Annotated in this window: 10 protein-coding genes; 8 read left to right on the top strand and 2 right to left on the bottom strand. The window is 73.9% G+C overall.

The window, feature by feature from the left end; translation table 11 throughout:
* Positions 1-132: 132 nt before the first annotated feature.
* Genes C0216_RS00795 through C0216_RS00785 form a run of 3 tightly spaced genes read left to right on the top strand, consistent with a single transcriptional unit; the run spans position 133 to position 4,199 of the window.
* A complete protein-coding gene (locus tag C0216_RS00795; RefSeq protein WP_114053388.1) occupies positions 133-2,148 on the top strand; it encodes an FUSC family protein in 2,016 nt (671 codons plus the stop codon).
* Between the two features lie 39 nt (positions 2,149-2,187).
* The gene (locus C0216_RS00790) at positions 2,188-2,922 is read left to right on the top strand and encodes a hypothetical protein (protein ID WP_246042240.1); all 735 of its coding nucleotides are present in this window, start codon (positions 2,188-2,190) and stop codon (positions 2,920-2,922) included.
* A 14-nt stretch (positions 2,923-2,936) separates the two neighbouring features.
* Positions 2,937-4,199: a sensor histidine kinase gene (locus tag C0216_RS00785; protein WP_114058371.1), complete on the top strand. Its 1,263-nt coding sequence runs from the start codon at positions 2,937-2,939 to the stop codon at positions 4,197-4,199.
* Positions 4,200-4,279: 80 nt separating this feature from the next.
* Here C0216_RS00785 and C0216_RS00780 read toward each other — a convergent pair whose 3' ends face one another.
* Complete coding sequence (locus tag C0216_RS00780) at positions 4,280-6,379, bottom strand: PhoX family protein (RefSeq protein ID WP_114053387.1); 2,100 nt, start codon at positions 6,377-6,379, stop codon at positions 4,280-4,282.
* 595 nt (positions 6,380-6,974) lie between these two features.
* On the opposite strand from C0216_RS00780, the gene C0216_RS00775 reads away from it, so the two are divergent.
* Complete coding sequence (locus C0216_RS00775) at positions 6,975-8,450, top strand: VWA domain-containing protein (protein ID WP_342777083.1); 1,476 nt, start codon at positions 6,975-6,977, stop codon at positions 8,448-8,450.
* 118 nt (positions 8,451-8,568) lie between these two features.
* Here C0216_RS00775 and aspS read toward each other — a convergent pair whose 3' ends face one another.
* Entirely contained in the window at positions 8,569-10,374 is a 1,806-nt protein-coding gene (gene aspS, locus C0216_RS00770) for an aspartate--tRNA ligase (protein WP_114053385.1), read from the bottom strand.
* A 165-nt stretch (positions 10,375-10,539) separates the two neighbouring features.
* Here aspS and C0216_RS00765 point away from each other — a divergent pair, with 165 nt between their 5' ends.
* The 4 genes from C0216_RS00765 (at position 10,540) to C0216_RS00750 (ending at position 13,856) form a co-directional block, all read left to right on the top strand.
* Positions 10,540-11,646 (top strand): AI-2E family transporter, encoded by a 1,107-nt coding sequence (locus C0216_RS00765; RefSeq protein ID WP_114058370.1) that lies wholly within the window; start codon positions 10,540-10,542, stop codon positions 11,644-11,646.
* Positions 11,647-11,979: 333 nt separating this feature from the next.
* Positions 11,980-12,285 carry a hypothetical protein gene (locus C0216_RS00760; RefSeq protein ID WP_114053384.1) on the top strand — a complete coding sequence of 102 codons (306 nt, stop codon included), beginning with the start codon at positions 11,980-11,982 and terminating at the stop codon, positions 12,283-12,285.
* 102 nt (positions 12,286-12,387) lie between these two features.
* Positions 12,388-13,326, top strand: a complete 939-nt coding sequence (locus tag C0216_RS00755; RefSeq protein WP_162793094.1) for a hypothetical protein — start codon at positions 12,388-12,390, stop codon at positions 13,324-13,326.
* Positions 13,323-13,856: a hypothetical protein gene (locus C0216_RS00750; RefSeq protein WP_114053382.1), complete on the top strand. Its 534-nt coding sequence runs from the start codon at positions 13,323-13,325 to the stop codon at positions 13,854-13,856. The genes C0216_RS00755 and C0216_RS00750 overlap by 4 nt, the downstream gene beginning before the upstream one ends.
* Positions 13,857-13,874: the final 18 nt, after the last annotated feature.

Here is a 13,874-nt window from a genome sequence, read left to right as displayed (position 1 = left end):
GGCACCCCATAAGCTCGGAAGGTACCAACTGCGCAGAACGCCCCAGAGGATGCACAACCATGCGGGGCGCGGCACCACGGCAGATCCGAGACCGGCAGACGACTCGCGAGCGGCGGGGGCACCGAAGCGGACATGAGCACCGAGCACAGGGAGCGCAGCGACCGCGCACACCGCATACCGTCCGGGCTCCGGGCCCGGACACCGGCGCCCCCGGCATGGCTGCTCTCCGGGCTTCGCCCGGAGGCCGCCCCGATCCCCTGGGCCGCCGTGGCCCGCGCCGCTGTCGCCCTGTCCGCGCCGCTCGCCGTCGGCTTCGCGCTCGACGAGCCCGAGTACGGGGCGCTGGTGTCGATGGGCGCCCTCAGCGGCGTCATCGGCGACACCGCGGACGCCTACCGGATGCGGATCCTCAACATCGCCGTGCCGCAGTTCTTCGGTGCGGTCGGCGTCACCCTGGGCACGCTGGTCTTCGGACACGGCTGGGTCGCCGTCGGCGCCCTGACCCTGATCGCCCTCGTCTCCGGAATGATCTCCTCGATCGGCACGGTGGCATCCGTGTCCGGGCTGCTGCTCCTGCTCAACGCCGTCGTCGGGGCCGGGCTTCCCCTGCCCCGGCCCTGGTGGGCGGCCCCGCTGCTGCTCGCCGCCGGCGGCCTGTTCGTCCTCGCCCTCACCCTGCTGGGCTGGCCTCTGCGCGGGCGCCAACCGGAGCGGGCCGCCGTCGCCGCCACGTACCGGGCCCTCGCCGACGCCCTGGAGGCGGCCGGAGGACCCGGCTACGACGAGCGCCGCCGCCGGCTCACGCAGACCCTCAACCAGGCGTACGACCTGGTCCTGGGCCGTCGCGCCCGCGTCCACGGCCGCAGCCCGGCCCTGGTGCGGATGCTCGCCCAGTTGAACGTCGTGATCCCGCTCGTCGAGGCGGCACCCGCCGCCCACCTGCGCGGCCGCCCCCTGCCGCCCGCCTATCCGGCAGCCGTGCGGGAACTGGCGCGGGCCGTGGAGGAGGGGCGCACCGGCACACCCGCCCTCGACCTGCCCGAGCCGGCCACCCGCGCCGAACGGGCCCTGGACGCGGCGCTGCGGCACGCGGCGCCGGTCGTCCACCACGCCGAACCCCTTCCGCACCGCATCGACGACAAGCTGGGCCGGCCCGCCGCGCTGACGGTCCGGGCGCGGCGCGCCGTACGCGACATGGCGCTGTCCCCGGCCTCCTGGCGGTACGGGCTGCGGCTCGCCCTGTGCATCGGGATCGCGCAGTCGCTGGTCTCGCTCGTGCCCGTCGAGCGCTCGTACTGGGTGGCGCTGACCGTCACCTTCGTCCTCAAACCGGACTTCGGCTCGGTGTTCTCGCGGGCCGTGCTGCGCGCCGTGGGCACCGCGGGCGGGCTCGTCGTCGCCGCCGCGGTACTCGCCGAGGTCCCCCGCGGCTGGTGGGACGTGCCCGTCATGGCCGTGCTCGCCGCGCTGATCCCGGCGTTCTCGGCGAAGGGGTACGCCTTCCAGACCGCGGCGATCACCCCGGTGATCCTGCTGCTGTCGGACCTGCTGAACCACCAGGGCTTCGACCTGATCCGGCCGCGCCTGGTGGACAGCCTGATCGGCTGCGCCATCGCCCTGGTCGCCGGATACCTGCTGTGGCCGGAGAGCTGGCGCAGCCGGATCGGGGACCGGCTCGCCGACGCGGTCGACGACGCCGCCCGGTACGTGGAGCGGGCGTTCGGGCCGCGACCGGCCACGGAGGCCGGGCTGCGGGCCGCGCGGACCGCCCGCCTCCAGGCCCGGCGGCGCATCTACCGCGACCTGTCGGGCGTGCGCAGCGAGTTCCAGCGGGCGCTGACCGAGCCGCCGCCGGCCGGAACGCGGGCAGCGGCCTGGTGGCCGCTCGTCGTCGCCGTGGAGCGGGTCGTGGACGCCACCACCGCCGCCCGGGTCCGCGTCAACCACGGGGCCCCGCCGCCCGGGCCGGACGAGGTGGAGGCGATCAGCGCCGACCTGCGCACCCTGGCCGCGGGCGTGCGGACCGCGCGGACCCCGGACCGGCTGGAACCGCCCCCGGAGCGCTCCTGGGACGAGGAGTCCGTCCTGGCCCCGGTGCGCCACGAGGTGGCCGCCGCGCACGGCTTCGCCTCCCCCGAACGGGCCTGATGCCGGGCCGCCCGGCCCGGGGCGGGGGAGCATCGGGACATGAGCCCCCTTCCCCGGCACCGCGGCGGGCGCCGCCGCGCCGCGGCCGCCCTGCTGCTCGCCGCCGCCCCGGCGGCCGCGGCGGGCTGCGCCGACGTGGAGGGACTGCGGGACGACGGCGACCTCGGCACCGTCCACGCCCCGCAGACCCTGTGGAGGGACATCCACCCGGACCCGCCCGACCCGGGCCAGCAGCCCGGCGCCGCGGCCGTCGTCCCGGGCCTGCCCAAGGCCGCCGGCCTGGACGTCCGGTCCGTGGACGCGCTGGACATCGTGCGGGCCGACATCACGGCCGCCGCCGAACAGGACGGCGGCACCGGCCGCCTCGTCGACCCCCGGGCCGTGCAGCGGCTCGCGCTCTGTACACAGGCTGTGGACGGCGGACCGTTCTGCCCGGTGCGGCCGCCCGTGCTGCACGACGTGACCGGCGACGGCCGCGACGAGCTGATCACCGCCCTGGACGTCGACGGCCGGGTCAGCGAACTGCGCGTCTACACCGTCCGCGACGACGGCTCGATCACCCGGATCCTGTCCCGGCGCGGCGTCCTGGAGGGCGTCGAGGTGGCGGCCGAGCACCTGGCGGTCCGCGAGCCCACCTCCAACCCCGAGAAGGTGTCCGTCTCCGACTACGTGTGGGACCCGGACGCGGGGATCATGAACCTCACCGAGCTGACCCTCGACGAGTGCCCCACGCTCAAGACCGGCTCCGTCCCGTGCGCGGCGGTCCGGGGCTGAGGGGCCGGGCCGGCATGCGGAGGGCGGGCAGCCTGCGCTGGAAGATCGCCCTGACCACCACCGCGGTGTGCTGCGCGGTCGCCGCCGTGCTCGGCATCCTCGTGCACGACGTGGTCGCCCGGCAGGTCGTCGGCGAGGTCCGCAAGGAGGCCGAGCTGGCCTTGGACCACGCGCTCGTCCTGTACCAGTACGGCTCCGCACACGGCGACGTGAACGCCGCCCTGGACCCGCCCGGGCTGCCCCCGCCGCTGCGCAGGCTCGTGGCCCGCGGCAGGACGGGCAGCATGGTCGGCGCGCACGCCGGGAAGCCCGTCATGTGGGCTGCCGGGCCCGCCGACGGCAAGGCCCTCGCCGTCTGGGTCCCGTACGGCGGCACGCGCTCCCGGCTGCGCGACCTGGACACCGCGATCCTCGCCGCCTCCGCGGTCGCCGCCGGCGTGGTGGCCCTGGCCGGACTGTTCCTCGCCGACCGGATCAGCAGGCGGCTGACGGCCACCGCGGCCGTCGCCCGCCGGATCAGCGCCGGCGACCTGGACGCCCGCGTCGACTTCCCGACCGCGCGGGAGGACGGGGCGGAGCAGCGGCCCCGCCACCGCGACGAGGTCCGGGACGTCGCCCAGGCGCTGAACTCGATGGCGCAGTCGCTGCAGGACCGTCTGGAGGCGGAGCGGCGGTTCACCGCGGACGTCGCCCACGACCTGCGCACCCCGCTGACCGGCTCGATCGCCGCGGCCTCCCTGCTGCCCGACGGCCGGCCCAAGGAGATGATCAACGACCGGCTGAACGCGCTGCACCGGCTCACCGAGGACCTGCTGGAGGTCTCCCGCCTGGACTCGGGCGTCGAGCACGCCGACCTGGCCCGCATCGAGCTGGGCCACGCGGTGCGCCGGGCCGTCGCCGCGGCCCGGTCGGACGCCTCGGTCCGCGTCGTGCGGGACGCACAGGTGGTCACCGACCGGCGGCGCCTGGACCGGATCCTGGCGAACCTGCTCGTCAACGCCGACAAGCACGGGGCGCCGCCGATCGAGGTGAGCGTGGAGGGCCCGGTCGTGACCGTACGGGACCACGGGCCCGGGTACCCGGGCCGGCTCATCGAGCACGGGCCGCAGCGGTTCCGCACGGGCGACCCGGGCCGCGGGCGGGGGCACGGGCTGGGACTGACCATCGCCGTCGGGCAGGCGGCCGTCCTGGGGATCGGCATCGCGTTCTCGAACGCGCCCGACGGGGGCGCGGTGACCACCCTCCGACTGCCCGTCGGGCGGCTGACCGGGGAGTGACGGACACGGCTTGCGGGGTGTGTTTCACGTGAAACACACCCCGCAGCCGGCCGGCCACCCGTCCGGCGGATCCGGCCGGATCAGACGCCGATGTTCTTGCCGTCCTTGCGCCACACGGCCACCACGGCAGGCCGGACCAGCTTCCCGGGCCCGTCGGGCCACGCCGACGCCGGCTTCTCCACGGACGCGCCGTCAACCTCGCCCGGGTGCTGCACGGCGACCAGGATCCGCTTGTCCTGCACCAGCGGGCCGCAGGTCTCGGCGCCGCGCGGCACCGTCAGGAACTGCTTCAGCTCGCCGCGGCGCGGGCCGGCCGTCGCGACACCGAAGAGGCCGTCGTGGGAGCCGAGCTGGTTGCCGTCCGTGGAGATCCACAGGTTGCCGTGCGGGTCGAAGGCCACGTTGTCCGGGCACGAGATCGGGCTGACCTTGTCCTTCGGGAAGCCCGCGAAGTACGTCGAGGGGTCGTTCGGGTCGCCGGCGACCAGGAACAGCCGCCAGGCGAATCCGTCGCCCGCCGGGTCGTCGAAGTTCTCGGCGAATTCGAGGATCTGGCCGTGCTTGTTGATGTTGCGCGGGTTGGCCTCGTCCACGCCCGGCTTGCCGGGCTTGCCGCGGTCGGAGTTGTTGGTCAGCGCCAGGTACACGCGGCCGGTGCGCGGCGAGGGCTGGATGTCCTCGGGCCGGTCCATCTTGGTGGCGCCCGCCTTGTCGGCGGCCTGCCGCGTGAAGACGAACACCTCCTCCGCGGTCATGCCCTCGACGTGCGAGACGTTCCCGGACGGCGAGGCGGTGGCCAGCTTGATCCAGGTGCCGGACCCGTCGAAGGCGCCGTCGGCGGGCAGTTTGCCGGTGCCGTCGAACTCCGCGGCCGGGGAGTCGCCGGTCAGCTTGGCCACGTAGAGGGTGCCCTCGTCGAGCAGGGTCAGGTTGTGCTCCTTCGCCGCCCGGGAGTCGCCCTTCATCATCCGCTTCGAGGAGACGAACTTGTAGAAGTAGTCGAAGCGCTCGTCGTCGCCGCTGTAGACGACCGGGCGGCCGTCCTCGGTGAGCCGGGGCTCCGCGCCCTCGTGCTTGAAGCGGCCCAGGGCGGTGCGCTTGCGCGGCACGGAGTGCGGGTCGTACGGGTCGAGCTCGACGACGTAGCCGAAGCGGTTCGGCTCGTTGGGCTCCTGGAGCACGTCGAAGCGCTTGTCGAACCGCTCCCACTTGCGCTCGGACGCGCCGGAGGTCACACCGTAGCGCTTGAGGCGGGCGGCCTGGACGGGGTCGGTGACCTTCCCGGCGTTGGCGAAGTACTGGTTGAAGTTCTCCTCGCCGTGCAGGGTCGTGCCCCACGGGGTGGTACCGCCGGAGCAGTTGTTCAGCGTGCCGAGGACCCGGGTGCCGGAGGGGTCGGCGGAGGTCTTCACCAGGTCGCTGCCGGCGGCGGGCCCGGAGAGGCGGAACTCGCTCGTCGCGGTGAGGCGGCGGTTGAGCGGGTGGCGGTTGACGGCGGTCAGCCTGCCGCTGCGGTGGTCCTCCTGGACGACGACCACGCCGAGGCCGTGCGCGGCCCAGGCGATCTCGACCTGCTCGCGGGTCGGGTTCTCCGGGTCGTAGCCCCGGAACATCAGCTGCTCGTCGGTGTACTCGTGGTTGGCCACGAGGAGCTGCCGGCGCTCGTAGCGGCTGCCGAGCGGGAGCAGGGCGAGGAAGTCGTTGTTGTAGCCGAACTGGCCTGCCTGGGCGGCGGCGGTCTGCCGGTCCGGGTGGAAGGCGGGGGCGCCCTTGACTATGGGGTCGCCCCAGCGGATGACGACGTGCTGCTCATAGCCGGCGGGGACGGTGACCCGGTCGTGTGTGTTCGGCGCGACGGGCGTGAAGCGCAGGCCGCGCGCCCCCGCGGCGTCGCCGGCGCCGCCGGCGGCGAGCGCGTCCGCCACGGGGGCGGCGTTCGCGGGGGACCCGCTGCCGCCGACCGCCGCAGCGGTGCCGGCGGCGGTGGCGACAGTGACGACGGCGGCGGTGCGCAGCATGGAGCGGCGCGAGTAGGCGCGGGCGATGACATCGCCGACGTACTCGTTGCCGCTCGTGTTGGGAACCTCGTGGAAGCAGGCATCACCGCAGCGGTAGCGGCAGGTGAGGGCGGAACGGCCGCCCCCGTGCGGGGTGCCGATGAGCGGCAGGAGCTTGCGCACGAGAAATCCTCCGTAGCTGCACGGGCCGACGGAAAGTCGGCCGGATCCAGCGGTGACGCTAGGGCGGGCCCGCGCCGATACGGCGGCTGCGGGATGAACGCGCGGTGAACCGGGCACGTCGGAGCGGGAGTTCACGTTCAAAGCGGGCGGGCCGGGTGGAGGCCTCCGTCTTTCGGCCACTTCCGGCGGCGAGCGGAAGCCACCCGACACCTGACGCAAAAACTCCCAATTCGGCTCGTACGGCGCCGCTTCAGTGAAACGGAGGGACGCGATACGGTGCCGGTCAGCGCGGTCCGCGGGGGCAATTCCCCGTGGGGACCGGAACAAACAGGAGATGTGGGAGAAGGCCGAAAACGGACGGAACGGGCCGGGCGCCACGAAGGGTGACCCTGCCGACGTTCCAGCCGAGGGGCCGATAACCTTACGTGTCCACTCTGGGCAGGGATCAACCGCGCAGCACGGACAAAAGACGCACGCACTCATGCGAAAGGCCTGGCCCATGGGTATTCGGAGCTTGTTGCGCAAGGTTTTCGGACGGTCCGCCGAGCCGGTTCCGGAGACGACCGAGGCCACCTCCACCTCCTCTTCGCCTGGCGTGCCGAACCAGGCGGATCGCAACCCGCTGGACGCGGCGGCCGAGCTCGTCGCGGCGTCCTTCGACAACCCGACCGTCCCGCCGCAGTCCGCGCCGCGCGACCGCGAAGCGGGCGCCGCCGTTCTGACCGCGACGGCAGCGGACCCGACCGTCCCCGAGGCCCGCCGCCCCCTTTCCCCCTCCCAGCCGCCGCAGTCCGACACCGCTGCCGCTGCCGCGGAGCCCGCACCGGCCCCCGAAGCCGCGGCCCAGCCGGCGCCCGAGGCGGCGGAGCCCGCCGCCGCTGCCGCAGCCCCCGCCCAGCCGGAGGCCGAGGCCGCGGAGCCGGCCGCCGAAGCCGCAGCGCCGCAGCCGCAGCCCGAGGCCACAGCCGCAGCCGAGCCCCAGGCCGCGACCGGGGAGGCCGCCGCGGCCGGGCCCGAGGCCGCTGCCGAGACCGCACCCGCGGCGCAGACGGAGGCGGAGCCCGCAGCTGCCGCGACCGCGGAAGCCGAGGTCCTCGCCGAGCCCGAGGCGCAGCCCGCGCCCGCCACGGACGAAACCGAGCCCTCACCCGAAAGGGCCCTGGCCGAGGCGGAGCCCGAGCCCGCCGCCGCGCCCGAGCCTGCGCCTGCCGTTGCGGAGGACGAGCCCGAAGCCGCGGCGAAGGCCGAGGCCGAGCCGGAGCCCGCCGCCGAACCGGAGCCCGAGCCCGCCACGGCGGAGGCCGAGCCCGAAGCCGCAGCGGAACCCGAGGCCGAGCCCGTCTCCGCCGCCACCGAAGCCGCACCCGCCAAAGAGCCGGAGCCCGAGCCCGCGGCCGAGCCCGTCACGGAGGGGCCTGCCGTCGCGGCTGCCGTCGTGCGGAAGCGGGCCCCCGAGGTGGCCGCCGCCTACAAGGCCGCCGGGCAGGTGCTCCGCGGCAAGGGCCGTACCGGGGCGCGCGCCAAGGTGTACCTGGTCCTGGACCGCTCCGGCTCCATGCGCCCGTTCTACAAGGACGGCAGCGCCCAGCACCTCGCCGACCACGCGCTGGCGCTCGCCGCGCACCTCGACACCGAGGCGACCGTGCACACCGTCTTCTTCTCCACGGAGGTGGACGGCACCGCCGACCTGGCCCTCGACACCCACGACGCCTCCTGGGCGGAGGCCCGCAACGGCGAGCTGGGCCGCATGGGCCGCACCAGCTACCACGTCGCCGTGGAGCAGGTCCTGAAGCGGTACCGCGAGGACGGCGGCGCGGGCCCGGCCCTCGTCGTGTTCCAGACGGACGGCGCCCCCGACAGCCGCCAGCCCGCGAAGCAGGCGCTCGCGGACGCGGCCGAGGCGGCACCGGAGGTCCACTGGCAGTTCGTCGCGTTCGGCGACCACGACAACAAGGCCTTCGACTTCCTGCGCAGGCTGGACGGCGCGAACACCGGCTTCTTCCACGCCGGCCCCGCCCCCCGCGAGCTGACCTCCGCCGCCCTGCTCAAGGGCGTTCTGGAGCACTTCTGAGCGGCCGCGCCCCCGCCTCGCACCGACACGAAGGCGCCCCCGCCCCGGAGAGATCCGGGGCGGGGGCGCCTTCGCCGTCCGTCGGCCGCGGCGGCCGCAGCCGCCGCGGGCCGGCGGCTTACTGGTGCTGCTTGACGGCCTTCTCGACCGGCTCGGAGGTCTTCGTCTCCACCGGCTTGCGCAGCGCGATGTTCAGCTCGCGCAGGCGGGACTCCTCCAGCACCGTCGGCGCGCCCATCATCAGGTCCTGCGCGTTGCCGTTCAGCGGGAACGCGATGGTCTCGCGGATGTTCGGCTCGTCCGCGAGGAGCATGACGATGCGGTCGACGCCCGGGGCGATGCCGCCGTGCGGCGGGGCGCCGAGGCGGAACGCGCGCAGCATGCCGGCGAACTCGCGCTCGACGGTCTCCGCCTCGTAGCCCGCGATCTCGAAGGCCTTCAGCATGACCTCGGGCTCGTGGTTGCGGATGGCGCCGGAGGACAGCTCGATGCCGTTGCAGACGATGTCGTACTGCCAGGCCAGGATGTCGAGCGGGTCCTTCTCCTCCAGGTCCTTCATGCCGCCCTGGGGCATGGAGAACGGGTTGTGCGAGAAGTCGATCCTGCCGGTCTCCTCGTCCCGCTCGAACATCGGGAAGTCGACGATCCAGCAGAACCGGAAGACGTCCTCCTCGAAGTGGCCGGCGCGCTTGGCGGCCTCGACGCGGACCGGTCCCATGATCTTGGAGACCTCGTCGAACTCGCCGGCGCCGAAGAACACGGCGTGGCCGGGGGCCAGGCCCAGGCGCTCGGTGAGGACCTTGACGTTCTCCTCGGTGAGGAACTTGGCGATCGGGCCGGTCAGCGAGCCGTCCTCGCCGACGCGCACCCAGGCCAGGCCCTTCGCACCGAGCGAGACGGCGAAGTCGCCGAGGCCGTCGAAGAACTTGCGGGGCTGCGCGGCGGTGTCCGGGACCGGCAGGGCGCGGACGTGCTTGCCGGCGAACGCCTTGAACTCGGAGTTCGCGAAGACGTCGGTGATGTCGACGAGCTCCAGCGCGGCCCGGAGGTCCGGCTTGTCGCTGCCGTACTTGAGCATCGACTCGCGGAACGGGATCCGCGGGAACGGGGAGGTGACGTGGCGGCCGTTGCCGAACTCCTCGAAGAGCTCGGTCATCAGCTTCTCGATCGGCTGGAAGACGTCCTCCTGCTCGACGAAGGACATCTCCACGTCGAGCTGGTAGAACTCGCCCGGCGAGCGGTCGGCGCGGGCGTCCTCGTCGCGGAAGCAGGGCGCGATCTGGAAGTAGCGGTCGAAGCCGGAGATCATCAGCAGCTGCTTGAACTGCTGCGGCGCCTGCGGCAGCGCGTAGAACTTGCCGGGGTTCAGGCGGGACGGCACCACGAAGTCGCGCGCGCCCTCGGGGGACGTCGCGGTCAGGATCGGGGTGGCCATCTCGTTGAAGCCGAGCGCCGTCATCTTCTGCCGCATCGCGGCGATCACCGCGGAGCGCAGCATGATGTTGCGGTGCATGCGCTCGCGGCGCAGGTCCAGGAAGCGGTACTCCAGGCGCCGCTCCTCGTTCACACCGTCGTCGGTGTTGATGGTGAAGGGCAGCGGGCCGGCCGCGCCCAGCACCTCGACCTCGGCGGCCTCGATCTCGATCTCGCCGGTGGGCAGGTCGGGGTTGACGTTCTCGGCGCCGCGGGAGACGACCTTGCCGTCGACGCGGACGACGGTCTCCTTGGAGAGCTTGTCCAGCGCCTCGGCGGCCGGGGTGCCGGGGCGGGCGACGAGCTGCGTGATGCCGTGGTGGTCGCGCAGATCGATGAAGAGGATGCCGCCCAGGTCTCGACGATTGTGCAGCCAGCCGCTGAGCCGGACGTCGGTGTTGACGTCAGAGGCGCGGAGCTCGCCGCAGGTGTGGGACCTGTACCGATGCATCAGTCATCCAGTTCTTCGCGATACCAGGGTGGATTCAACCCTGACAAGGTTACCGTCCGGGCCGGGACCCGCGCTGGCGCGCCCGCCCGCCCCGCCCGGACGGGCACACCGGTCCGATGAGCGGCGAAGACGATCGCGGCGGGCCCGTGGTTGGATGACCGGGTGCTGAGCCCTTCGCCCTCCCTGCTGCCCGAGCCGGTGCGCCGCCTCGCCGCCTGGTGCGCCGTCGTCCTGCTGGTCACCGGTGTGGCCGCGGTCGGCGTGTGGCTGTGCACCGTCTTCAAGACGGCCGTCACCCCCGTCCTGCTCGCCCTGCTCGGCACGGCCCTGCTGGGCCCGATGCACCGGCGGCTCGTCCGGATGGGCGTCAACCGCTCCCTCGCCGCGGCGCTGACCTGCCTCGCCGTGACCGCGGTGGTCGGCGGGGCGACGTACGTGGTGGTCGCCGCCCTGATCGACACCGGCGACCAGATCGCCGGCTCGCTGCGGCGCGCCGGGCAGGACCTCGCCCCGCACTTCGGGGCCGCCGGCACCTCGCTGGAGGACCTGGCCGCGAACGCGAAGGGGCTGCTGGCGAAGTTCGGCGGGACCGCCGCGTCCGGTGTGATCGCCGGTATCGGCGCCGTCACCTCCATGCTCGCCACCGCCGTCCTCGCCCTGCTGCTGATCTTCTTCTTCCTGCGGGACTCCGACCGGGCCGCGGGGACGCTGCGCTCGCTCGCGCCGAGCGCGTCCGGCGACACCGTCGAGGCGATGGCCCGCCGCGCCTTCGGGGCGGTCGAGGGCTTCATGCGCGGAACCACGTTCATCGCGCTCATCGACGCCCTGTGCATCACCGCGGGCCTGCTGGTGCTGCAGGTTCCCGGAGCGGTCGGGCTCGGCGCGCTCGTGTTCGTCGGCGCGTACATCCCCTACCTGGGGGCGTTCATCTCCGGCACGGTCGCCGTGCTCGTCGCGTTCGCCGAGCGGGGCTGGATCGTCGGGCTGTGGGCGGTCGGCGTCGTCCTCGCCGTGCAGGTGCTGGAGGGGCACGTCCTGCAGCCGGTGATCCAGAGCCGGACCGTGCAGATGCACCCGGCGGTGGTCATGCTCGCCATCACGGCGGGCGCGGGCGTCGCGGGGATCCTCGGCATGCTGCTGGCGGTGCCGCTGACGGCGGCGGCGTTCGGCGTGCTCTCCGAGCTGCGGGCGCGGTACGCACTCGCAGCCCCGGCCGCCGCCGCGGCAGCGGCTGCGGAGCCGGCGGGTCCACCGGTGCCGGCGGCCGATTAGGCCATTGGAGTAGCGGTGTTTTCCGGACAACCCCGAACCGGTCCCTGATCGTCCGAAAGCGGCGGACCCAAGGGCACCGGTTGCGCGCTGCCGTGCCCTCCTGCGCAAACGCCCGAAATGATCTGTAGGGCCCTTGGAGGCCGGACCCGTCGTGTAAAGGGATGATTCGAGCCGGTCCGGCCGCCTCGCCCGCAACCCCCTGGTACGCGATTCGTCTTCGTGCCATCGTCGTTGACCGGACCGGGGGGACCAGCACGGCGCATGCCGCTGCGGGCGGTGCCGACTTCTCCTCTCGGCTGCACCACGACGTGTCCGCTCAGAAGAGGAGACAGCGTGCGCAAGGCAGCAAGGTTCACCGCGGTGGCGCTCTCCGCCGCCACGATCGCCCTGGGAACGGTCACCGTCGCCCACGCCGGCGACTACACCGAGAACGGGGTGCGTATCCGCTCCAACTCCACCACCAGCTCGTCGGTCCTCGGCCTCGGCTACCCGAGCCACACGATCACGCCGATCTGCTACAAGGCCGGCACCGTGATCAACGGCAACAAGTGGTGGGACAAGCACCGCAACAACAACACCGGGGTCACGGGCTTCAGCTCCATGACCCTGCTGACGAAGTGGGCCTCCGGCCACTGCTGACCGGTACGCGGATCCACCCGGGGCCGGGGCCGCTGGAATCGGTCCCGGCCCCGGGTGTGCCGCGCAGTGTACGACCACCGGCCCACCACCGAAAGGCTGATCGTGCTCCCTGCACGCCGACGGCCGCTCCTGCTGACGGCCGCCGCCCTGGCGGCGGCCGCGGCACTGGGCGGCTGCACCTCCGAACCCGCGCGGCCCGGCGGCGCGGCCGGGGACCGGGGCGAACCCGCGGTGAAGATCACCCCGCAGCCCGACCCGGCGAACGCGCCACTCCCGCTGGATGCGTACGGGTTCGACACGAGCCAGCAGAAGGTCCTCCAGCAGGCGCAGGACATCCTGACGGAGGCCTGTATGCACCGCATCGGCTTCGCCTCGTTCAAGAACACGGACACGTACGTCACGGCCGGCGCGGGCGCCCGGCGCACCACCAGCGGGATCGGGCTGGTCGACGCCGAGGCGGCCAAGGAGTACGGGTACCGGTCCGGCGGGCTGCCCGACCGGGAGGCGGGCGCGGCGCAGAAGCGCGATCCGAGCGAGACGGCCGCCCTGTTCGGCCCGCAGGACGGGGCCCCCGCGCACCCGGGCGCCCCGGAGGGCGGCTGCGCGGGCGAGGCGGCCCGCAAGCTGTACCCGCGCAGTACCACGGGGCCCGCCGGGGCCCCGGCCGGGAACGGCCTGGTCGACGAGCTCGCCCGGCAGGCCGCGGACCGGGCCCGGGGTGACAGCCGGGTCACGGCGGCCGTGACCGAGTGGAGCGGCTGCATGCGCGAGGCGGGGTTCCAGGTGAAGACGCCGTGGGAGCTCCAGCAGATGGAGGGCACCCGGTGGACCGGGCCCGTCACCTCCGAGGAGATCACCGCGGCGACCACGGACGTGTCGTGCAAGCAGCGGACGAAGCTGTCGGACACCTGGACCGCGGTCCTGGCCGCCTACCAGACGCAGCTCGTGGAGAAGCGGAAGCAGGACCTGGACCAGGAGAAGAAGCACCTCGGCGAGCAGGTCCGGTTCGCCGAGAAGGTCCTCGCGGGCGGCGGGGCGTGAGGCTCCGCGGCGCGGGCGGGGCCGCCGCCTGTGCGGCATTGGCACTGGCCGCCGCGACCGGTTGCACCTCCCCTGAATCCTCCGCCTCGGCGGACGGCCGCCCGTCCGCCGAGGCCGGGCTGCGGAACCCGGACCCGGAGGTCCGGCAGGCGTACGACGCGTACTGGGCGGCCTGGCTCACGGCGAACCGCACGCCCGACCCCGCGGATCCGGCGCTCGAACGGGTAGCCACGGGAACCCAGCTGGCGGAGCTGCGGGAGAACCTCGCGCACTCCCGTACGGCCGGGCAGGTGCTGCTGGGCGAGGTGGGGCACCGCGTGGAGGGCGTTTCAGACGTTGGGCCGGGGCAGCTGGTGCTGCACGACTGCATCGACCTCGACCGCTGGCTGATCCACGACGCGCGGACCGGCCGGCCGGTCGACCAGCTGGAGGACAAGCCGACGCAGCTGGGCGCCTTCACCCTCAAGCGGGAGGGGGAGGGCGGCCCGTGGCGGGTGGCTTCGCTCCGGGTGATCGGCGAGAACTGCTGAGCGGGAGACCGGGTTTCA

Source organism: Streptomyces globosus (genome assembly GCF_003325375.1).
Taxonomy (GTDB): domain Bacteria; phylum Actinomycetota; class Actinomycetes; order Streptomycetales; family Streptomycetaceae; genus Streptomyces; species Streptomyces globosus_A.
The sequence above is the reverse complement of the archived record's forward strand: the minus strand, read 5'-3'. Positions and strand labels throughout refer to the sequence as shown.

Excerpts from the sequence above, each read along its gene's own strand:
- C0216_RS00795 (WP_114053388.1), top strand. The coding sequence starts at position 133 with ATGAGCACCGAGCACAGGGAGCGCAGCGACCGCGCACACCGCATACCG.
- C0216_RS00790 (WP_246042240.1), top strand. The coding sequence starts at position 2,188 with ATGAGCCCCCTTCCCCGGCACCGCGGCGGGCGCCGCCGCGCCGCGGCC.
- C0216_RS00785 (WP_114058371.1), top strand. The coding sequence starts at position 2,937 with ATGCGGAGGGCGGGCAGCCTGCGCTGGAAGATCGCCCTGACCACCACC.
- aspS (WP_114053385.1), bottom strand. The coding sequence starts at position 10,374 with ATGCATCGGTACAGGTCCCACACCTGCGGCGAGCTCCGCGCCTCTGAC.